The 21663-nt window shown below is 44.8% G+C and carries 15 protein-coding genes; 6 read left to right on the top strand and 9 right to left on the bottom strand.

Going from position 1 to position 21663, the window contains the following annotated elements; all coding sequences use genetic code 11:
• Nucleotides 1-22: 22 nt before the first annotated feature.
• From RB604_RS19160 to RB604_RS19135, 6 genes are all read right to left on the bottom strand, one after another.
• Nucleotides 23-601 (bottom strand): hypothetical protein, encoded by a 579-nt coding sequence (locus RB604_RS19160; RefSeq protein ID WP_117737021.1) that lies wholly within the window; start codon nucleotides 599-601, stop codon nucleotides 23-25.
• 316 nt (nucleotides 602-917) lie between these two features.
• On the bottom strand, nucleotides 918-2225 hold the full coding sequence (gene mobV / locus RB604_RS19155) for a MobV family relaxase (RefSeq protein ID WP_117737020.1): 1308 nt from the start codon (nucleotides 2223-2225) through the stop codon (nucleotides 918-920).
• Nucleotides 2226-2491: 266 nt separating this feature from the next.
• Nucleotides 2492-3463: a DUF8464 domain-containing protein gene (locus RB604_RS19150; RefSeq protein WP_117737019.1), complete on the bottom strand. Its 972-nt coding sequence runs from the start codon at nucleotides 3461-3463 to the stop codon at nucleotides 2492-2494.
• Nucleotides 3464-3713: 250 nt separating this feature from the next.
• On the bottom strand, nucleotides 3714-4955 hold the full coding sequence (locus tag RB604_RS19145; protein WP_117665880.1) for a primase-helicase family protein: 1242 nt from the start codon (nucleotides 4953-4955) through the stop codon (nucleotides 3714-3716).
• Between the two features lie 277 nt (nucleotides 4956-5232).
• Nucleotides 5233-5616 carry a hypothetical protein gene (locus tag RB604_RS19140; RefSeq protein ID WP_117737018.1) on the bottom strand — a complete coding sequence of 128 codons (384 nt, stop codon included), beginning with the start codon at nucleotides 5614-5616 and terminating at the stop codon, nucleotides 5233-5235.
• A 12-nt stretch (nucleotides 5617-5628) separates the two neighbouring features.
• On the bottom strand, nucleotides 5629-6849 hold the full coding sequence (locus RB604_RS19135) for a site-specific integrase (RefSeq protein ID WP_309006882.1): 1221 nt from the start codon (nucleotides 6847-6849) through the stop codon (nucleotides 5629-5631).
• A gap of 422 nt (nucleotides 6850-7271) precedes the next feature.
• On the opposite strand from RB604_RS19135, the gene RB604_RS19130 reads away from it, so the two are divergent.
• The 5 genes from RB604_RS19130 (at nucleotide 7272) to RB604_RS19110 (ending at nucleotide 17120) form a co-directional block, all read left to right on the top strand.
• Nucleotides 7272-8408, top strand: coding sequence for an acyltransferase family protein (locus RB604_RS19130; RefSeq protein WP_005930146.1), 1137 nt, complete (start codon nucleotides 7272-7274; stop codon nucleotides 8406-8408).
• Nucleotides 8409-8525: 117 nt separating this feature from the next.
• A complete protein-coding gene (locus tag RB604_RS19125) occupies nucleotides 8526-10982 on the top strand; it encodes a glycoside hydrolase family 95 protein (RefSeq protein ID WP_007481639.1) in 2457 nt (818 codons plus the stop codon).
• Nucleotides 10982-13648: a glycoside hydrolase family 2 protein gene (locus RB604_RS19120; RefSeq protein ID WP_007481641.1), complete on the top strand. Its 2667-nt coding sequence runs from the start codon at nucleotides 10982-10984 to the stop codon at nucleotides 13646-13648. The genes RB604_RS19125 and RB604_RS19120 overlap by 1 nt, the downstream gene beginning before the upstream one ends.
• A 13-nt stretch (nucleotides 13649-13661) precedes the next feature.
• Complete coding sequence (locus tag RB604_RS19115; protein WP_122282028.1) at nucleotides 13662-15476, top strand: alpha-L-fucosidase; 1815 nt, start codon at nucleotides 13662-13664, stop codon at nucleotides 15474-15476.
• Nucleotides 15477-15584: 108 nt separating this feature from the next.
• A complete protein-coding gene (locus RB604_RS19110; RefSeq protein WP_005930158.1) occupies nucleotides 15585-17120 on the top strand; it encodes a sulfatase in 1536 nt (511 codons plus the stop codon).
• 134 nt (nucleotides 17121-17254) lie between these two features.
• Here the strand turns inward: RB604_RS19110 and RB604_RS19105 are convergent, their stop codons facing one another.
• From RB604_RS19105 to RB604_RS19095, 3 genes are all read right to left on the bottom strand, one after another.
• A complete protein-coding gene (locus RB604_RS19105; RefSeq protein WP_007481646.1) occupies nucleotides 17255-18301 on the bottom strand; it encodes an endonuclease/exonuclease/phosphatase family protein in 1047 nt (348 codons plus the stop codon).
• Nucleotides 18294-19730, bottom strand: a complete 1437-nt coding sequence (locus RB604_RS19100) for a hypothetical protein (RefSeq protein WP_007481648.1) — start codon at nucleotides 19728-19730, stop codon at nucleotides 18294-18296. The genes RB604_RS19105 and RB604_RS19100 overlap by 8 nt, the downstream gene beginning before the upstream one ends.
• Before the next feature lie 73 nt (nucleotides 19731-19803).
• Nucleotides 19804-21264, bottom strand: a complete 1461-nt coding sequence (locus tag RB604_RS19095) for an aminoacyl-histidine dipeptidase (protein ID WP_005930164.1) — start codon at nucleotides 21262-21264, stop codon at nucleotides 19804-19806.
• A 162-nt stretch (nucleotides 21265-21426) separates the two neighbouring features.
• On the opposite strand from RB604_RS19095, the gene RB604_RS19090 reads away from it, so the two are divergent.
• On the top strand, nucleotides 21427-21660 hold the full coding sequence (locus RB604_RS19090; protein WP_005930166.1) for a hypothetical protein: 234 nt from the start codon (nucleotides 21427-21429) through the stop codon (nucleotides 21658-21660).
• Nucleotides 21661-21663: the final 3 nt, after the last annotated feature.

Raw genomic sequence — 21663 nt, 5'->3', positions numbered from 1 at the left:
CAATAGTTCCGTTTATTGAAAATTAAATATCCTCTAAATCCTTTTGGATTTTTGTTTCTACATTTTGAGTATCACGATAACGAATTACGACCATACCCTCATAGACACCAGAAGTCTTTTCTATTGATAAGTCTATATCTCCACCTGTTACTTCCCATGCACTGCCCCACACAACTGTCCCTTGATGGACTTCTGCCATTAAAGCGGTATTAGAATCTGAGTGAGCAGGATTCTTTTCTTTTGAAATAGTTGGGTTACCATATTTGCGAGTATATAAATCCTTATAATAATCGTAAGTATTAACAAGTGTATTCCATTCACCACTTGGGTCAAATAATACGGCTACAGCAAACACACTTTTACCATCATCAGTGGCTGTTACGCCTATAGTAGCATTACGACCAGTAAAATCTCCCATAAACAAAGCAAGATTGTTTTCACTGCCAATAGATGTAAATCCTTTGCTTTTTAACTTTTGACAGAATTCAGTCATACTTCCCTCAATGGGAATTCCTTTAAACGTAAGATGTTCCGAACTGCTTTGAGCATACGATGTCAAAGTAATTACCGTAAATACGAACGATACAATAAGTTTTCTCATAATCTGTTATATTATTTAAATCGTTTATTACTAACATAATCCAACCAACGAAGAAAGCGTGGCACTGCAATGCTACGTCTTAGTTCGGAGGTCCTGAGAAAACCCTGTGTACAGATGTAGTAATAGCAGCCCACGCTATAGCGTGAGAACCACTATGCTACCCTTGTACACAATTCAGAAATTTCTCAGGTTTCCGTTCTACAAGATAAGCATACCGCTTCTTCTTTTTCGTATGTCTTGGAAAGAGTTACCTCAATCCAATACAAAAGTATGAAAAATCCGTGATATTCCTTAAATCATCACGGATTTTTTTGATTTACAGTTTCATACTCCTATTCTGTCTTGGTTTCGGTATTCCGATAGCTTCTCTAAACTCATTCATTTTCTTTCTGAACCAGCTCACGTGTGAAACCCCGTCTATCTTGAAATCGAATTTACCGCTTTCATCCTGTTTGATGGAGCAGACGGAGTGTCGGGTATCAAAACTTCGGTTAAATTCGGAAGAATAGAGTTCGCCTTTTATCCCGACCTCCTTGAACTCGCACAGTCTTCTGATTATTCCGTCATTAAACTTCAATCGGTCACGCAGGAAGTTTATTATAGGCATCAGCTTCTCCACATATGGAAAGTAGCGTCTGACAAAATCCGCAAACTCCGACAGCTTGCGGTGCTGTTGCTCGTAAGCGTTTCTTATCTCCTGTATCTGTTTGGCTTGTTGCCGTTCCCGTTGTCGGGCTTCGTTTTCAAGTTCAAGGATGCGGTCTTGCAAATCCTCGTTCCTGCGTTCCAACGATTTCATCTTTCCACTTCCGAAAAGAGAACCCACACTGCTTGCAAGGGCGGTTGCCGTATCGGTGGCTGCGCTTTTGAGCTTGTCGGTGCGGATTTCCGCTTTTACCTGTTTCAGTTCCTCCTGCGCCTCGGCTTTCTTCTCCTGTAACAGTCTGGTTTCGGTTTCAAGGGTTTCATTTTTCTTTTTCAAGTCCCGATAATACTGCATGGTGGTAGTGTGCCGTGCTTCCGAGCCCCGTACCCCACGTTGCAATCCGTATTTCGTCATCACCCTTGCGTAATTGTCGTGGTAGGCAATCAGGGTCTGGCGGTTGAACAGGTCATCGGCACACAAACGGACGGAATTTGTTTTCTTGCGGTACTTGCGCTTACCGTCCGTCTGTTCTTTCTTGGCTTTGCGCCTTTCACCCGTCACGATAGGAACAACGGCTGCGTGGATGTGCGGAGTCTTCTCGTCCATGTGCAGATGGGCGGCAACCACATTGTCTTTGCCGAATGTGGCTTGCAGCCATTGGATACTGTCGTTGCACCATTCGTCGAGCTTTCCTTTTTCCTGTATGTTCATCATGTCCTCGTGCGTACCCGACAAAACCACCCGAACGACACGGACTTGGTCGTGCGTGATTTTCCGTCTGATGCCTGCCGTGTTCAGCCTGTGGGCAATCGCTTCATCCCTGCCGTGAACGCCATCAGGGTATTCGACAAGCACCCTGTTCAGATGTGTTCTTGTCGGGTCTGCGTTTTTAGGTATTATCTTTCTCTCTATATGGTCGGACTGCGTGGTGTCCGATGTACCCTTTGCCTTCTTAATGTCCAATGAAAAATATCCCATATCATTACTGTTTTTGCGGTTATCGTTATGTTTCTTCTCTCTGCCTGTGGCATCGGCTCACAGGGTTTATTATGCAAATGAACCATTGCAGCACTCGGCATAATCCAAACGAGTTTGGCTTCTGCTCTCATTTGCACAGGGTTTCCAAAGGGATTTCCCTTTGGCTCAATAGGGTGTTTTTAGCGTTACGGAGTAATGCGTGAAGAAAACGCCCTATTGAGCTATGGTATTTCTGTCTAAATACCTTGGGAGAGCGGACGTGCATATTACAGATGAAATCCCCCTTTCTTTTTCGGTGGCTGCATCATCCGCCTTGCGAATTGGACTTGCTTCTTCTCCTTTATCGGCTCTGCCGATTGGGACAAGGGCTTACCGCACAGGTAGTCGTTCAAGTCCTTATACTCACGATAGTACATTGACTTGTCAAGCAGGCGTTCCCCAAACTTCTCTTTCAGTTTCGTGCAGGTGTTCCGTCCTGCCGTGTCGTTGTCAAGGAAACAGCCGACTTGGGTGTAGGTCTCTAATATGCTTTCCGCTTTTGCAAGATTGGAAACGGAGTTCAGTATGACATAGTCCTGTGTGTCCAATCGCGGGTGTTGCGGATTGTTTCTTACTCGGATGGTAAGGAATGAGAGGTAATCCATGAACCCCTCGAACAGGTAACACATACATCGTTGTCCGTCCTGCTGTCGGATATGGGTGATGTCTTTCGGGGCGACACATCCCTTGAAGTATCTGTTGCGCACTTCATATCCTCCTGCCATGTTCGGGAAGCCGATGGCAAAATAGGGTTTGTCGGCATTCATAAACCGAAGCTCCCTGCATTCTCTTTTGGCAAGTCCGATGTTTATTCCCCTTTCTTGCAGATAGGCAATAAGTGCAAGAGAGGACAACTCACCAACCCTTAATCCCTGATAAGGCTGATTGTTGGAATGCTGTCTGCCAAAAGAGAACGATGCAGGGCGGATGTATGCTGTCCGCTCCTCTATGCGTTTCAGCAGATAGGCTACATCTTCCGAATAGTAAAGTTCCGCTGCCAATGCGAGGATGTTTCCGCCTTTGCCGATGCCGAAGTCATACCATTTTTCAAGCTCAGTGTTTACCTTGAACGATGCGTCCGTTTCTTCCCGTAGCGGTGATTTATACCACAGGTTCTTGCCTTGTTGCTTTACAGGCGTATAGCCCAGACTTTGCAGATAGTCTGCCAGTTTGATTTGCTTTACATCTTGGATTGTCATATTACATACGGTTTTGAAGTTGATGAAAATTTGTTGATTTGATGAATTGTCAATGTAATATGTTTATATACAGCCTCGTAACCTCTCAACATCTTCTCAACAAACCACTCGCCAAAAGAGAAATTCACAAACGGGTGTCGGTGGTTCTCAACTTCTCTTTTGGCTTGTTGAGATTTTGTTGAGAATGTATATCGTTTATTGTCAGTGTATTTATACCCATATTCAACAATTCAACAGAAAAATGATAATGTTACAAGGATTCAAGTTGCTCCCTTGTGACGGTGTAGAAGCGTCCCACTCTCCTTATCGGCTCATACCGACACTCCCGATTGCAGTTAAACAGGTAGGTGGTATAAGTCAGTCCGTTTGGCGCAGGAGTCAGTTTCCAACATTCCTGCAACACTTTTCGGACTTGGTGTTTCTCCACCTTTACCTGTGAGTGTACCAGCAAAAGAAGAATGTCACTGTAACAGAAAGAGAATGTATCCGTGCCGACACTGTCCATGATGTCAAGGACAAGTTCGTGCATCTCTATCTCCAACCGGTTACGGTTGCTGCGGATAATCTTCTGCAAGGCTTCTGTATGCAGCAATGTGGGGTTGAACCACATCCGGCTTTCCTTATTGGTGGATAGCTGTCTGTGTTGCAGGAAATGAAGAAAGGCGGGTATCTCCGCTTTCAGCTTTTGCAGGAAGTCGGTATCATCGGACTGCAAGCGGTCTATCTTGCGCACCCAATAGCGTGTTTCCCCTGCGTCTATGATTACGGGTAGATACTCGTTGTTGGAACACAGCACGAATTTGGCGAAGAACGCAATCTCGTCACGGTCTTTGCCTTTGGCTTCCACCTTATAGGAAAGTGTGGTGCTGAGGTTCTTCAACCGCTCGCTATCCTCCCTGCGGTTGAGCAGCACCTCATCCACCACGATAAGCAACTTGCCAGCCCAGTCGGAATTGAACTGGCTGCGGAAATCCTCGTTGGTGTTGAAAGTCACATTGTTCTGAAAAAGGGCTTTCAGAAAGTTCAGGAAGGTGCTTTTGCCCGTGTTGCGTTCTTCCGACACCAACAGCAGGATAGGCAACTTCTGAATCGGTTGCAGGTAGAGCAGTTGCAGATAGTCCATCCCCAACTCGTACTGTTCCCCGAAGATGTGCCGTACCAAAGATTGGATATGCGATAAATCGCCCTCCTGCGGTCGGTGGTCTATCGGTTCGTAGAGGTTAAGGAACTTGCCGACCACGGAACGGTAGCCGATGTGTTCGGGTACGGTGCAGAAGCCGTCATACTTGGGAACGCTGCCGATGTAATCCTTGCCGTAATCCTGTCGCAGGGTCTCGTTGTTCCATGCGATGCGTTTCTTCACATACCCTCCGTTCAGTCTCGGTTGCTCCACAATCTTGTAGAGCGTTGTCCCGACACGGATAAATTCTTCCTTTGCCATGCCGCCATCCGATGGCGGTCTGTGGCTGTCCTGTTGTTCGATAGCTGACATAATCAAATGGTTTTAAGTTTGAAAATTACCAGCTACAAAAATATAATCAATTATCGGATAGGTTGTTATGCAAAACACAGCAGAATGGTGACAAATAGCCCCCGAAACAAAAACTTTCGATGGCTTGGGGCAGGAAACAGGTTCTGCAAACGGAAAAACTCCCGAAAAGCGAATGTCGGATTACGCTTTTCGGGAGAAAAAATCAGAGCGTCTGTCGTTCTGTCGTACTGACTTAATGAATTACTGACTTACCGAGTGAATAATGTCAGGCATTCAGCTACGAGCAGTATTCGGATTTGGATATACCATTGGTATTCAGCGAGAAAAAGATGCTTGTTTTCTCTTTTCGCAGGTACAGTCTTTCAAGAACGGCATTGCGTACCCGTTCCGCTCCGAATGTGCCGATATGGAAAGCAAGGGCTACTATCGCTTCAAGGTTGTAAACCTCCATACAGCAATTATCGGATACCCGTATGCTTCGCCTTATCCCGTATTCCCTTAAAATTCCGCTCTTGCAAAGAGCTTTCAGCCCTGCACGGAATGTCGGGGCGGTTACTCCGAACAGGTCGCAAAGTTCCCATTCGCTCATGGCGGTTGCGCTAATGTTGGTCGGCAAGGTGATGTTGCCGTTGCCGTCCGTTGTGATGATGCTTCGTTTCATGGCTATGCTTGGTTATGGGGTTACACTTCCGAACGATGCGTTCAGCTTGTTGCCGAACATCGTCAGGTCATTGTCAAGTTTCTGTGTGGTTATCTTCGCATAGATTTGAGTCGTGACAATGTTCGTATGTCCCAAAACACGGCTCACGCTTTCAATGGGCATCCCCTTGCTAAGAGCCAGTGTTCCAAACGTATGACGTGCACAGTGGTAGGAGATTTGCTTCTCTATTCCGCATTCCGCCATTACCTTTTTCAGTTGTTTGCACATCGTCCAATAGTTGATTTTCCCGAAAACCTGCTTGTCTTCCGACAGATACTTGTACCGTTCGATTATCTGCAAGGGAATATCCAGCAGCTTCACTTGGAACGGGACATTTGTCTTGTGCCGTTTCGACAATATCCATTTCTCACCGTTCACCTCCACTATTTCGTCTGTTGTGAGTTCTTTCATATCTACAAAAGACAAGGCGGTGAAGCAGGCGAAAATGAACAGATCCCGCACCAATGTGAGGGTGGGGTTGTCAAACTCGTGCGCCATGATTCTTTTGATTTCGTCCTCTGTCAGATATTCCCGTTCCTTAACATTAGGGCTGATATGGAACTGCGCAAACGGATTTCTCGGTATCAGTCCGTTATAGTGCGCACGCATCACCACTCCTTTTAGCCACATGCAGTTCAGCCAGATGGTGGCGTTTTTCAGTCCCCGTTCAGCCGTAAGATAAGCCGCAAACTCCTTGATGAAGTCGGGTGTAAGTTCCAGCATGGACATATCCGTCCGTCTGTAGAATGACTTGATAAAGGCTGTGACATAGTTCCTTGCCCTTACCATGACCTTGTATGTGCCGATGCTGCGGTCTTTGCCGACACGTTTCAGGAAGTTGGCGCAATCCTTGTCAAAAGCCTTTATCAGTGTCTCATACTCGCTTCCTACCCCTTGGTAGGCATTGCGCACCATTTCAGCCGTTACGTATGCCTCTCGGTCGGATATGCGCTGATAGTGCTTGATGATTTGCGCCTTGATGTTGTCCAATGCCAGATTGACGTTCCGTGCTTCGGCACTCTTGCCTTTGGCTCGGTTGCCTTTCGCATCCCAAAGGGTTTTCGGGATGGTCTGCTTGCAACTGAACTGCGCCACAGTACCGTTGATTGTCACTCGTCCCATGATGGGGACAATACCGTCTTTCTCCTTGCTGCCGTTCACGTAGAACAGCACTTTGAATGTACTTCTTGCCATACTCGTTTTTTTGTTTGCAAAGTTAAATATCAACGAGTTAGACCTTGATACGCAAATCGGTGACAAACGGTGCAATAGCATCTCTCATATGTTAAATCTTACTCTTTCACGGGTAATGATTTGCAAACCATTCTTCTTCTTAAATCCGCTTTTCTTTGCGTTTTCCGATTTTTCGGCTTGTCATCATTTGACACCGTAACGACTCTGATATTAAGTCGTTTAGCGTCATTTCTCCCGTTTTTCGAGGTTATTCCAGAGATTTTGTGTAATTTTGGAACTGGATAGTATAACGTAATGGATTTTAAAAATAGTAAAGTGACTGGCATTGTAACTATTTTGTAAATTTCCCAATGGAATATATGTGGTAAAGTTATATTAAACTTAGGTTGACTACCTTTTGTAAGGTTAAATAGATGAATACTATGAATAGAGATAAAATATTGGAGAATAATTCTTCTCGACTTGCTTCATTAGATATATTACGGGGCTTTGACTTGTTTCTTCTTGTTTTTTTTCAACCTGTGTTTGTAGCATTAGGGCAACAATTAGATTTGCCTTTTCTGAATAGATTAGTCTATCAATTTGACCACGAAGCGTGGGTTGGATTTCATCTTTGGGATCTTGTAATGCCGCTTTTTTTGTTTATGACAGGGGCTTCGATGCCTTTTTCTTTGTCTAAATACAAAATTTCTTCTGCCGGCTGCCAGTTTGTCTATCGTCGGATTTTTAGGCGGGTTGTTTTGCTATTTTTATTTGGTATGATTGTTCAGGGCAATCTGCTGGGATTTGACAGTCAGCATATTTATTTATATTCTAATACATTGCAGGCCATTGCTGTAGGGTATCTCATAGCTGCTATTATCCAATTGCATTTTTCATTTAAGTGGCAGATTATAATAACCTTGTTACTACTTCTGGTATATTGGATTCCTATGACATTTTGTGGCGATTTTACACCCCAAGGAAACTTTGCAGAGCAAGTAGATAGATGGGTTTTAGGCCGTTTTCGAGATGGAGTTTATTGGAATGGAGATGGTACATGGAGTTTCTCACTTCAATATAATTATACGTGGATTTGGAGCAGTCTGACATTTGGAGTAACTGTAATGCTTGGAACTTTTGCCGGAAAACTAATGAAAGAGGGGGAGGCGAACCGGAAAAGGGTAGTGAGGATATTGTTGATAACCGGATTGATTTTGATAGGTGTAGCAGTGTTGTGGAGTTTGCAAATGCCTGTTATAAAGCGTCTGTGGACAGGCAGTATGACATTGTTGTCCGGTGGATATTGCTTTTTGTTAATGGCGTTTTTTTATTATTGGATTGATTATAAAGGCCGTATCTGGGGGCTGAACTGGTTGAAAATATATGGAATGAATTCCATTGCGGCTTATCTGTTGGGTGAAGTGATAAATTTTCGGTGTGTTGCAGCTTCGGTGAGTTATGGGTTGGAACAATACTTGGGTGATTATTATCAAGTATGGTTGACTTTTGCCAATTACCTTATTCTCTTTTTCATTTTGAGGGCCATGTATAAATGTGGATTATTCCTTAAGGTTTAATAAGTGGATGTAGTGGAGAAATGATATATTGGCGGAATGTAGAAAGTAAAATGAACCTGATAATCTGGAAAAAGGATATTTTTCATATTTAGAATATTAATAATTATGGCATAGAGAATGAGAAAATTGTATTTATGTTTTGTGAGTGTGTTTTTATCTTTTTCTGCGCTTTGGGCGGAGGGAACGGATTATACCCGGGGACTTTCCATTTGGTTCGATACCCCGAACAGTCTGGATGGAAGGGCGATCTGGTTGCGTGCTGACGGATCGGGGATGAATCCCGATAGAGAGTGGGAAAATGCTTCTTTACCGATTGGAAACGGTAGCTTAGGGGCTAATATATTAGGCTCGGTAGCTGCAGAACGGATTACCTTGAATGAAAAGACCCTTTGGAAAGGAGGTCCGAATACAGCCGGAGGGGCCGACTATTATTGGAAAGTGAATAAACAGTCGGCTTCGGTAATGGAAGAGATACGGCAGGCATTTACCGATGGCGATTATGAAAAGGCAGAATTGCTGACTCGGAAGAACTTTAATGGTTTGGCACATTACGAGGAGGGAGATGAGACTCCTTTCCGTTTCGGATCATTCACTACGATGGGAGAAATTTATGTGGAAACCGGATTGAGCGAGATAGGGATGAGTGACTATTACCGGGCACTCTCGCTGGATTCGGCTATGGCGGTGGTGAGTTTTAAGAAAGATAATACCCGGTATATGCGTAAATACTTTATTTCGTATCCGGATAGCGTAATGGCGATGAAGTTCACTGCTAATAAAACCGGGAAACAGAACCTGGTACTCCGTTATTGTCCGAATTCGGAGGCAAAGAGCAGTCTGTGTGCGGACGATACCGACGGATTATTATATACTGGAGTATTGGAGAATAATGGGATGAAGTTTGCAATCCGTATCAAAGCGATAACGAAGGGAGGAACGACGACCGTAGAACAAGATCGTCTGATAGTGAAAGATGCCGATGAAGTAGTTTTCTTGTTGACTGCCGATACGGATTATAAGATGAATTTTCAACCGGATTTTAAAGATCCGAAGACATACGTGGGGAGCGATCCGGAGCAGACGACCCGAAAAACAATGGAAGGAGCTATCCGGAAAGGATATGATGAACTATATCGTGCCCATGAAGCGGATTATACCTCTCTTTTCAATCGTGTGAAGTTACAATTGAATCCGGAGGTAACTGCCCGGAATCTGCCTACCAATCTGCGTTTGGCAAACTATCGGAAAGGGCAGGCCGATTATCGTCTGGAGGAGTTGTATTATCAATACGGCCGTTATCTGTTGATCGCTTGTTCCCGTTCGGGTAATATGCCTGCAAACCTGCAGGGCATGTGGCACAACAACTTGAATGGTCCCTGGCGTGTGGATTATCATAACAACATCAATATACAGATGAATTATTGGCCGGCCTGCTCCACCAATTTAGGAGAATGTACCCGGCCGTTGGTTGATTTTATCCGGAGCTTGGTGAAGCCCGGTGCAGAAACGGCAAAAGCTTATTTCAATGCCCGTGGGTGGACAGCTTCTATTTCCGCCAATATTTTCGGTTTTACGTCGCCTTTGTCGAGCGAAGATATGTCATGGAATTTTAATCCGATGGCAGGTCCCTGGCTGGCTACCCATATTTGGGAATATTACGACTATACGCGTGACAAGGAATTCCTGAAAAGCACGGGATACGATCTACTTAAAAGCAGTGCACAGTTCACAGTGGATTATTTGTGGCATAAACCAGACGGAACTTATACGGCTGCTCCTTCCACTTCACCGGAACACGGTCCGGTGGATGAGGGGACTACCTTTGTACATGCAGTGGTGCGTGAAATCCTGCTGAATGCCATTGAAGCAAGTAAGGTGCTGGGAGTGGACAAGAAAGAACGAAAAGAGTGGGAGTATGTGCTTGCGCATCTGGCTCCTTATAAGATAGGACGTTACGGGCAGTTGATGGAGTGGTCCAGAGACATCGACGATCCGGAAGACGAGCATCGTCATGTGAATCATCTGTTCGGATTGCATCCGGGGCATACCCTGTCTCCGGTGACGACTCCGGAATTGGCTCAGGCTGCCCGGGTGGTGCTCGAACATCGTGGAGATGGAGCTACCGGATGGAGTATGGGTTGGAAACTGAACCAATGGGCAAGATTGCAGGATGGAAATCATGCTTATAAACTGTATGGCAATCTGTTGAAGAATGGGACATTGGATAATTTGTGGGATACGCATGCGCCTTTCCAGATCGACGGGAATTTTGGAGGTACGGCAGGTATCACCGAAATGCTGCTGCAAAGTCATATGGGATTCATTCAGTTGCTGCCTGCACTGCCGGATGCGTGGCAAGACGGTTCGGTAAGCGGAATTTGTGCAAGAGGCGGTTTTGAAGTGAATCTTTCGTGGAAGGATGGTAAGTTGGCAGAGGCGGTAGTGACCTCTGAAAAGGGTGTTCCGTGTACGGTGAGATACGAAGATAAGACGTTGTCTTTTAAGACAAAGAAAGGTAGCAGCTACCGGATTGTAATGGACAATAATGAACTGAAAAAGAAAATAATAGAATGATGAAGAAAGGACTTTTTTTATTGTTATTGCTTTGGTTATGGATGATACCGGCCGAAGCGGCTTATCAGCCTCAGTATTCAGTGGCCGGCTTCTATCCTTTGGATGATACCGGACGTACGGTGTACTCTATGAATCCTGCCTGGCGTTTCCATAAGGGAAGTGCTTCCGAAGCGTATCGGGTGGATTTTGAAGACAGTGCCTGGGAAGTGGTTTCATTGCCGGACGGAATAGAGTATCAGCCGACGGAAGCCAGTGGGTGTACGAATTATCAAGGAGAGGTATGGTATCGTAAGCATTTTACTCCGGTAGATGAATGGAAGAATAAGAAGCTGTTCTTGCATTTCGAGGCGATCATGGGTAAATCTAAAATCTGGATTAACGGACATTTGGTGAATGAACACTTCGGGGGATATCTGCCGGTTATTGCGGATGTTACCGCCTATGTGGATTTTGGAAAAGACAATGTGATAGCCGTATGCGCTGATAATAGCGACGATCCTTCGTATCCTCCCGGTAAGGCGCAGGATGTACTGGATTTTACTTATAGCGGAGGAATCTACCGCGACTGCTGGCTGATTGCCCATAACGATGTGTACATTACAGATCCGAATTATGAAAATAAGGTAGCGGGTGGCGGATTATTTGTTGCTTATAATAATGTGTCGGAAGAAAGCGCGGATGTATTGCTGGATATTCAGGTAAGAAACGACCGTAAACAGTCTTTTAATGGAAAGGTGGTTTATGAATTGCTCGATGCCAATGGCGGGAAAGTGGGTGAAGCTGGCCGTAAACTTTCCATAGGCAAAGGAAAGGCGGTTTCCGGTGCCAGTAAGATAAAATTGTCTGCTCCGCATCTCTGGTCGCCGGAGTCGCCCTATTTGTATCAGTTGCATGTGTATATAAAAGATAATCAAGGAAATGTGATTGATGGTTATCGTCGTCGTATCGGTGTGCGCAGCATAGAGTTTAAGGGGAAGGACGGTTTTTGGCTGAACGGGAAACCTTATGAAGCTCCCCTGATAGGTGCTAACCGGCACCAGGATTTTGCGATTGTGGGCAATGCACTGTCTAATGGCATGCATTGGCGGGATGCAAAGAAATTGAGGGATGCCGGATTGAAAGTGATCAGAAATGCCCATTATCCGCAAGATCCCGCCTTTATGGATGCTTGTGATGAATTGGGGCTTTTCGTAATAGTCAATACTCCGGGATGGCAGTTCTGGAATGAGGCTCCGGAATTTGCGCAACGGGTTTATTCTGATATTCGCAATATGGTGCGTCGGGATCGGAATCACCCTTCCGTATGGATGTGGGAGCCGATTTTGAATGAGACGTGGTATCCGGCGGATTTTGCACAAAACGTGAAAAACATCGTGATGGAAGAGTATCCGTATCCTTATTGCTATACAGGATGTGATTCGGAGGCGAAAGGACACGAATATTTTCCGGTACTTTTTAAGCACCCGCAACTGGGAGGAGTAGATAAAGAGGAAGCGGAACATCCGGAAATTACTTACTTTACCCGTGAATGGGGAGATAATGTGGACGATTGGTCATCGCACAATTCTCCCAGTCGTGCCAGCCGTGCCTGGGGAGAAACTCCCATGCTGATTCAGGCACAGGGGTATGCGAATCCTTCTTATCCGTATACCTGTTATGAGACGCTGTATCAGACAACCCGGCAGCATATCGGCGGATGTCTGTGGCATTCGTTCGATCATCAGAGGGGCTATCATCCCGATCCTTTTTACGGGGGGATTATGGATGCTTTCCGGCAGCCGAAGTATTCGTATTATATGTTTCAGGCGCAACGTAGCCCGCAGAAAAGCGATTTGATAGCCGAAACGGGGCCGATGGTATACATCGCACACGCGATGACTCCTTTCTCACCCAAAGATGTGACGGTTTATTCCAATTGTGACGAGGTTCGTCTTACGGTATTTAAAGAGGGAAAACAGTATCATTTTAAAAAGGAGAAAAGGGAGAAGGGAATGCCGTCTCCGGTGATTACGTTTAAGGATGCGTATGATTTTATGCAGGATAAGGCTTTGTCGCGTAAAAGAAAGCAGGCGGATGTATATATGTTTGCAGAGGGGCTTATCGATGGAAAAGTGGTGGCTACTCATCGGGTATCTCCGGCACGTCGTCCGTCCCGGCTTTTGCTGTGGGTTGATAATGAGGGGATGCAGATGGAAGCCAATGGCTCGGATATAGTTACGGTAGTAGCTGCTGTGGCAGATGAAAACGGGAATATCAAACGTTTGAATAACTATTTCGTTCGTTTCGAGATTGAAGGTGAAGGTACGATTTTGGGTGATGAGGACATTATGGCGAATCCACGTCCCGTACAATGGGGGACGGCACCTGTATTGGTGAAGTCGACTACCCGTCCCGGCAAGATTAAGGTTCGGGCTTCCGTATTGGTGGAAGGTACACAGATGCCCGCCAGTGAAACGATTGAAATAGAGACTTATCCGGCAACTGTTCCTTTGATTTTTGATGAGGCCGAAGAGAATGCTATGGGTAAGATAGTCAGAAAGAAAACTACCGGGAAAACGGAAGACGAAGATTGTGCACGCGAAGTGAAGAGATTACAAATGGAATTGAATCAATATAAACTGAAAGAGGTGGAACAACAACAAACGGATTTCGGTGAAAAAAGATGAATAGAGAAGTACAATGAAGAAAATTTTATTATCAATGGCTCTGCTTGCTGCGGTTTGTAGCGGGCAGGCACAAAACGGAGAAGAGTATTATGTGAAGCATCTGGATTTTCCACAGGGTGCTACACTTCAAGAGAAAGTGGATATGGCGGCAAGATTGGTACCGACGCCACAACAGTTGGCTTGGCAACAGATGGAACTGACTGCTTTCCTGCATTTCGGTATCAATACCTTTACAGGTCGTGAATGGGGAGACGGGACAGAAGATCCGGCCCTGTTCAATCCGACACAGTTGGATGCAGAGCAGTGGGTGCGTACATTGAAAGAAGCCGGTTTTAAGATGGTGCTTCTCACGGCGAAGCATCATGACGGTTTTTGTTTGTGGCCTACCAAGACTACGGCTCATTCGGTAGCTTCTTCATCTTGGAAGAATGGTAAAGGGGATGTGGTGAAGGAACTTCGGGACGCTTGTGATAAGTATGACATGAAATTCGGAGTGTATCTGTCTCCCTGGGATAGAAATGCGGCATGCTATGGGGATTCTCCGAAATATAACGAGTTTTTCATTCAGCAATTGACAGAGTTGCTTTCCAACTATGGGGAAGTGCACGAGGTGTGGTTCGATGGTGCCAATGGTGAAGGGCCTAATGGCAAGAAACAGGTTTATGACTGGGATGCATTCTATAAAACGATCCAGAAGTTACAACCGAAAGCTGTAATGGCTATTATGGGTGACGATGTGCGCTGGGTAGGCAACGAGAAAGGAATCGGCCGCGAGACGGAATGGAGTGCTACCGTGCTTACTCCGGGAATCTATTCCCGTTCGGAGAAAAACAACAAACAGTTGGGGGTATTTGGCAAGGCGCAGGATTTGGGAAGTCGGGATATACTCGGAAATGCAACGGAACTTTTCTGGTATCCTTCGGAGGTAGATGTTTCTATTCGTCCGGGTTGGTTCTATCATCAGGAAGAGGATAGTAAGGTGAAAAGCCTGAAACATTTGACGGATATTTATTTTCAGTCTGTCGGTTATAATTCGGTTTTACTGTTGAATATACCGCCGGATCGCCGGGGATTGATAAACGAAGCGGATGTGACCCGTTTGAAAGAGTTTGCCGAATATCGTAAACAGACTTTTGCCGATGACAGGGTGAAAGGCGGACAGAAGTTATGGGAAGCGAAACCGGGTGAAGAACGCATTTATAAACTGAAATCGGGTTCGGAGATCAATGTAGTGATGTTGCAGGAGGATATTTCGAAAGGACAGCGTGTGGAAGAATTTTCGGTAGAGGCACATACTGCTGATGGCTGGAAAGAGGTAGGGCAGGGGACTACCGTAGGTTATAAACGTATGTTACGTTTCCCTGCAGTAAAAACCGATCGGTTGAAAATTAAAATAAAGAATTGCCGTCTGACCGCCAATATCAGTAAGATAGCTGCTTTTTATGCGGTTCCTTTACAGGAAGAGGGTGAAACAGTCGATTGGAACAATCTGCCGCGTTCTGCTTGGAAACAGGTTTCTGCTTCTCCGCTCGTTATTGATTTAGGCAGTCCGGTATCGTTGGGGGCTTTTACTTATGCTCCTGCCAAAGCCGAAGCCAAGCCGACAATGGCGTTCCGGTATAAATTCTTTGTGAGCTTGGATGGTAATAATTGGAAAGAAGTTCCTTCAAGTGGAGAGTTTAGTAACATTATGCATAATCCGCTTCCGCAAACGGTATCATTTAAGGAGAAGGTGAAAGCCCGGTTTATCAAATTAGAAGCTACTACACCGACAGATACTCCTGCTGTGGTGGAAATAAATGAAATCGGGGTAACGGTGAATAAATAACGTCCACTTGCAACAAGGATGCTGCAGCATAGCTTCTCCTCCTTTTGGAAGCCATACGGAATATAAAGTTATATCGAACTTAGATTAAATAAATAATTGATGAGTACAATGAACATAAATAAGCGTAATTTATATACTACCGCCTCTGCTTTGGTTTTGTCTGGGCCATTAGTGGCTCAGCAACCGAATATTATTCTTTTTCTGGTGGATGATATGGGGTGGCAGGATACCTCAGTTCCTTTCGGGGCAGAGCCCACCAAGTTGAACGAAATTTATCATACCCCCAATATGGAGAGGTTGGCACAAAAAGGGGTGAAATTTACTCATGCTTATGCAAATTCCATCAGCTCTCCGTCGCGGGTAAGTCTTTTTACCGGGGCAAATGCTGCAAGACATCGGGTAACTAACTGGACCTTGAAGAAAAATGTTTCTACTGATCGCAAAAACGATCTGTTGGAATTTGGAGATTGGAATTACAATGGTTTGTGTCCGGAAGAGGGTGTGCCTTATACATTTTATGCCAAATGTCTACCCGAACTGCTTCGGGAAAACGGATATACAACCATGATGGTGGGTAAAGCGCATTTTGGATCATTGGATACTCCGGCAGCTGATCCGTTAACAATTGGCTTCGACTATAACATTGCCGGACATGCTGCCGGAGCGATGGGGAGTTATTTGGGAGAAGAAGGATACGGGGCTACCGGAAACCCCGAGTGGGCGAAGATATGGGCCGTTCCCAATCTGGAAAAGTATCATGGTACGGATACGTTTTTGACTGAAGCTTTGACGTTAGAGGCTAAAGGATTGATGGATAAGGCACTGCTTAAGCAAAAACCTTTCTTTTTGTATATGAGTCATTATGCAGTTCATGCTCCATTTGCTACCGATAAGAGGTTTTATGATAAGTATATTGCTAAAGGACTTTCTCATAAAGAAGCGCAGTATGCCGGACTGGTGGAAGGTATGGATAAGAGTTTGGGCGATCTGATGGATTATCTGGAAGAAAAAGGTATCGCACAAAATACGGTTGTCATTTTTATGTCGGATAACGGTGGTTATACAATAGGCCGTCCGGATAAGAACTTTCCATTAAGTGAGGGAAAAGGGTCACTGAAGGAGGGAGGTATTCGTGAGCCGATGATCGTCTACTGGCCGGGGGTGACGCAACCTTCTGCCGAAAATGCGACACCGGTGATTATTGAGGATTTCTTTCCCAGTATTTTGGAACTTGCCGGGGTAAAGAAAGGAATACATACTCCGCAAGTTGTGGATGGAAAAAGTTTTGTGCCATTCCTGAAGGGAAAACGGGGGGATATGAAACGTCCTTTATATTTTCATTATCCCAATAATTGGGGGGAACGTCATGGTACTACCGGTGCCCCGCAAAGCGCTATTATTGAGGGAGACTGGAAACTGATTTATTATTATGAATCACAGACTTCTGCTTTGTTTAATTTGAAAGATGACCTGTCGGAATTGCACAATCTTATCAATGAGGAGGCATGCGGGAAAATCGCTGCCAAGTTGGCGAAAGATTTGACTCGTCATTTGAAGAAAACAAATGCTATCATACCTGTATTGAAATCAACCGGTAGGCCGGTGAGATATCCGGATGGAACAGAGATAAAAACGGTTTCTTAATTGAATAATTTTATTAGTAGTTAAGTAGTAAGTAGTCAAGTAGTTAAGTAGAAATGATTTGCCTGATGTGTTTTTCTTGACTACTTACTACTTGACTACTTACTACTTAACTACTGATCATGAATTGTTGAGGCCTAATTGTTTCTTATTATTTCAAAGTCGGTATATATAGGTAGATGATCGCTGTACCCTCCCAGATATTTTATGCCGGAATAAGTGCGGAAAGGTTGTTTTCCTCCATATTTTTCATCATTGGATAACAGAAAAGGCAGACGGGCTACGTTTGCCTTTTTTTCGTCGGTATGGAAAGGTGATGAGTTGTCCAATAAGGTACCGGATATAATAAGGTGGTCAAGTAATCCCCATTTTCCCTGATATTTGTAAGAGCCAAAACTGTATTTTTCGGCTTCTGCTCTTGATGCAAGTAGGTGATAGAGCTGTAAGGGGGCGGGATGGGGTGGCGGGGCCAATGCACCCAGTGTTTGGGTTATTGATTTATTGTTTGGGTAATCATTAAAGTCTCCCATAATAATAAGTTGAGGATGTAGGCGGGTAGTCAGCAGACTGTCTGCTATCGAACGGATTTTTCCGGCAACTAACATACGGTAGGGTTCGGATACCTTGGCTCCGCTGGAACGTGAAGGAAGATGAACGACTAATACATCCAGACTGTCTCCTGTGGCGAGTAGTCCGCAAACATGGAGGATGTCTCGTGTTGGGCGGTTCTGCGGTCTAAAAGTACCGGTCGGGATGGAACGGTGGGATAGTAATTTAAAACGGTCACGTTGGTAGAGCAATGCTACATCGATGCCGCGTTCATCCGGAGAGTGAGTGATGACATAGCGGTATCCTTGTTCTTTTAAAGGAGAATAGCGTGTCAGATCGCGCATAACATTGTCATTTTCTACTTCACAAAGCCCCACCAGAACCGGTGGAACCCATTCACCGACAGCAGTAATGACGCGGGCTATATTGACTAATTTCTTTTTGTAACGCTGGTAGTTCCAGTGGCGGAGAGCATCGGGCAGAAACTCATAATCGTTTTTTAGGGAATCATGGTGGGTGTCGAATAGATTTTCTACATTCCAGCACATTACGCGGAAAGGGGGGGAATCGGCTTGAGCGGTGAGTCGGGGCATGTACAAGAAAAGGAATAATAAGACAATTATTCCTCTATTCATTTTCTTCTTCTTCTTTTTCTTGCCATTCATAACATCCGGCATCGGGTGCTTCGTCTATGGTTCGTGGCATTCCTTTCAGATCCAGAGGAAAGTCTTGGGCATCTTCGCTCAGTCCGATATTAATGGCAGCCGATTTTGGAGTTAACTGGAAATCGAACAATTGTTCTCCCCGTTTATCTGTTAGCAAAAAGTTATCGTCCTTTTTCCATGTCACATTGATTATCTTGTCATTTTTTTCTTCTACGGAATTGATGAGACAGTGAGAAAAAAGATAGTCGAAAGCTATGGAAGAGTCATCTGAGCGTGAACCGTTGATTTCGTCATTAGAAGAGCCGGCTATGATACAATTGTGAAAAGCCGCATTGATAATAGGATAGGCTATTTCTCCTGATTCGTTTTTTAAGGCAAGGGCTACTCCTTGTTTTATATCCCAACTATAATAATTGGCCAGCGTACAGTGCACGAATTTATAATTTCCCCCAAGCAGGCTTACACAATTTTTTCCGGCATTACTGATTTCACAGTTACCAATGCTGGCTTGGCAAGAGGTCATTTCCAGTCCGTTTCCCGAGACTTGCCGGATAACGGAATTGGTAAGGGTCAGCTTCTTTTGGTCGATAGCCGATGAGTCGCAACGGATACCATATATTCCTCCGTGTATATCGACAAAGTTCAGAGAATTATCATAGCTTGAAGTATGGAAACGGATACCGTCCCATTGTCCGGGCAAGCGGTCATAGGGGAGGTTGGAGAACATCTTGTCAGTACGGTCGCCTCGGAAAACAACGGGAGCTTCCAGTGTGCCTTCTGCTACGAGTTGTCCATGTACTTGGATGCTCGATTTGCCGTGAAAATAGAACCGGGTTCCGGCGCCAATGGTTAAGCGGGCACCTTCCTTTACACTCAGACTGTCATAGATGACGATAGGACGTGCGGAACTGATAAGGGTATCTTGTGTGATTTCCTTTTGGCGCAAAGAGACAAAATCTTGTCCATATGCCAGCAACTTAACGTTCTGTCGGTTGGTATTGGTGATGAATACGATGGAATCTTTCCGGAAGACAGGTTCGTCACTGTCTTGTGGAGCTAAAGTTGCTTCAATAAAGACATATAAGCTGTCTTTGCTCCGTATCTCCACATCATAAAAGGAATTGCCCTTCATGCCGTCCACATTGATGCGGAATCCGGAATTGGCGGCATCTGCCAATACGATCGATGAAATGATTAATGATTCTTTGTTGCGGTTATATACTTTCAGGATATGGGTGGAAGTGCCGATACCGGCTAATATGGTGTCCATTCTTAGCGTGTCTTGGGAAAAAGAGAGTGCAAGAGAGGGATCGGCGGAGAAGTTCTCGTCATCACAGGCCGGGAACAATATCAAACTTGCCAATAAAAATAAGAGAACGTATACCGGGTTTCTTTTCATATCTTGCTGTTATATAAATCAGGCACGGATTAGAGAATCCGTGCCTAATATAAACGAGGAATGACCTTGTTTATTATTTCTTTTCCGGGATATTTGCCAATACATCCAACAGGTGACGCCAGAATTTGTCTACCGAAGGAATGTGCATACGTTCGTCCGGTGAGTGAACTCCCGTCAGTGTAGGACCGAAAGAAATCATATCTAAGGAAGGATATTTATCGAGGAAAAGTCCGCATTCCAGACCGGCGTGAATTGCTTTTACCTGAGCGTCTACACCGAACAAACGTTTGTAGGAAGCGGCTGCCACTTCCAGAATGGCTGAGTGCGGATTCGGTTTCCAACCTGGATAACCGTCACCGAAAGTTACAGTTGCACCTGCCAACTGGAAAGCCGCACGAACGGTATTCGCCATATCATCGCGGGCGGAGAGGATAGAACTGCGCTGGCTGGTTTCGATACGGATTATATTTTCCGGTTTCATCTTAACGGATGCTAAGTTGGTGGAGGTTTCTACCAGTCCGGGGATATCCTGACTCATGGCATATACTCCGTGGGGTACAGCATAGAGTGCTTTCAACAGACGGGCGGTGGTATCTTGGTCAATAGCTTTGGTACGGGGTGTTTCCGATTCTAATACAAGTTTTAAATCCGGTTCTGTTACTGCGAGCTCATTTTCTATTTCGGCAGTAAAGATGTTCAGGTCGGCACGTACATCATGTTTGGCATCTTCGGGGACGGCACAGACAGCGTATGCTTCACGAGGGATAGCGTTGCGAAGGTTACCGCCATTAATTTCACATAAGTACAGGTCGTATTTGGCTATCATTTTACTGAGAAAACGGTTCAGTATCTTGTTGGCATTACCGCGACCCAGATGGATATCACCACCGGAATGTCCGCCTTTCAGACCTTTTACCTCTACTTTAAAGAAAAAGTAACCGGCTGGAACATCTGCCTCCTTATAAGTAAATTGGGCTACGGAGTCTATTCCTCCTGCGCAACCGATGAAAAGTTCCCCTTCATCTTCCGAATCGAGATTCAACAGGATATCACCGTTCATGAAACCTTCTTTCAAGGCAAATGCACCGGTCAACCCCGTCTCTTCGTCTACTGTGAACAGGCATTCCAACGGACCGTGCTCGATGGTATCATCTGCCAGAATAGCGAGTTCTGTGGCTACTCCGATTCCGTTATCGGCTCCGAGTGTCGTGCCTTTGGCTTTCATCCATTCACCATCAATTTCTGTTTCGATAGGATCGACAAGAAAATCGTGTTCCACGTCATTATTCTTTTCGCAGACCATATCCACGTGTGATTGCAAAATGACAGTTTGCAGATTCTCCTTTCCCGGCGTGGCCGGTTTCTTGATCAAAACGTTTCCGGCTTCATCAACTTTGGTCTCCAGATTATGTTTTTCTCCGAACGCTTTTAAGTATGCGATAATTTTTTCTTCCTTCTTTGAAGGGCGCGGTACTTGGCATATTTCTGCAAAATACTTGAATACACCTGCCGGCTTAAGTTCTTGTTTTTCCATTCTTTTTTCTTTTTATTTGAGTGAATGTTTGAAATATAACCCCTTATTGCTAAAGATGGTTAAAATAAATCTACTTTCTGAACCCGTTTCTCTTTTTTTATAATAAAAAAGGCGGTTGAGTCCATACAAAAGTCTATATTTGCACCCACAAAATTAATAGAAATGCTCAATACAATACTGTTTACTTTGTTAATAGTTACTATTTGTATCTTATTATTAGGTATCAAGGTCTTTTTTGTGAAAGGTGGAAAATTTCCTAACGGACATGTGAGCGGCAATAAAGCTTTAAGAGATAGGGGGATTAGTTGTGCACAGTCTCAGGACCGTGAAGCACAGAAGAAATCCCGCTTTTCTATTGATGCCCTTGAAAAGGCTTTGAATGATAGTATGAACTAATTA

The sequence above is a fragment of the Bacteroides salyersiae genome, assembly GCF_031172035.1.
Lineage (GTDB): Bacteria > Bacteroidota > Bacteroidia > Bacteroidales > Bacteroidaceae > Bacteroides > Bacteroides salyersiae.
This window is presented reverse-complemented; position numbering and strand designations above follow the sequence as displayed.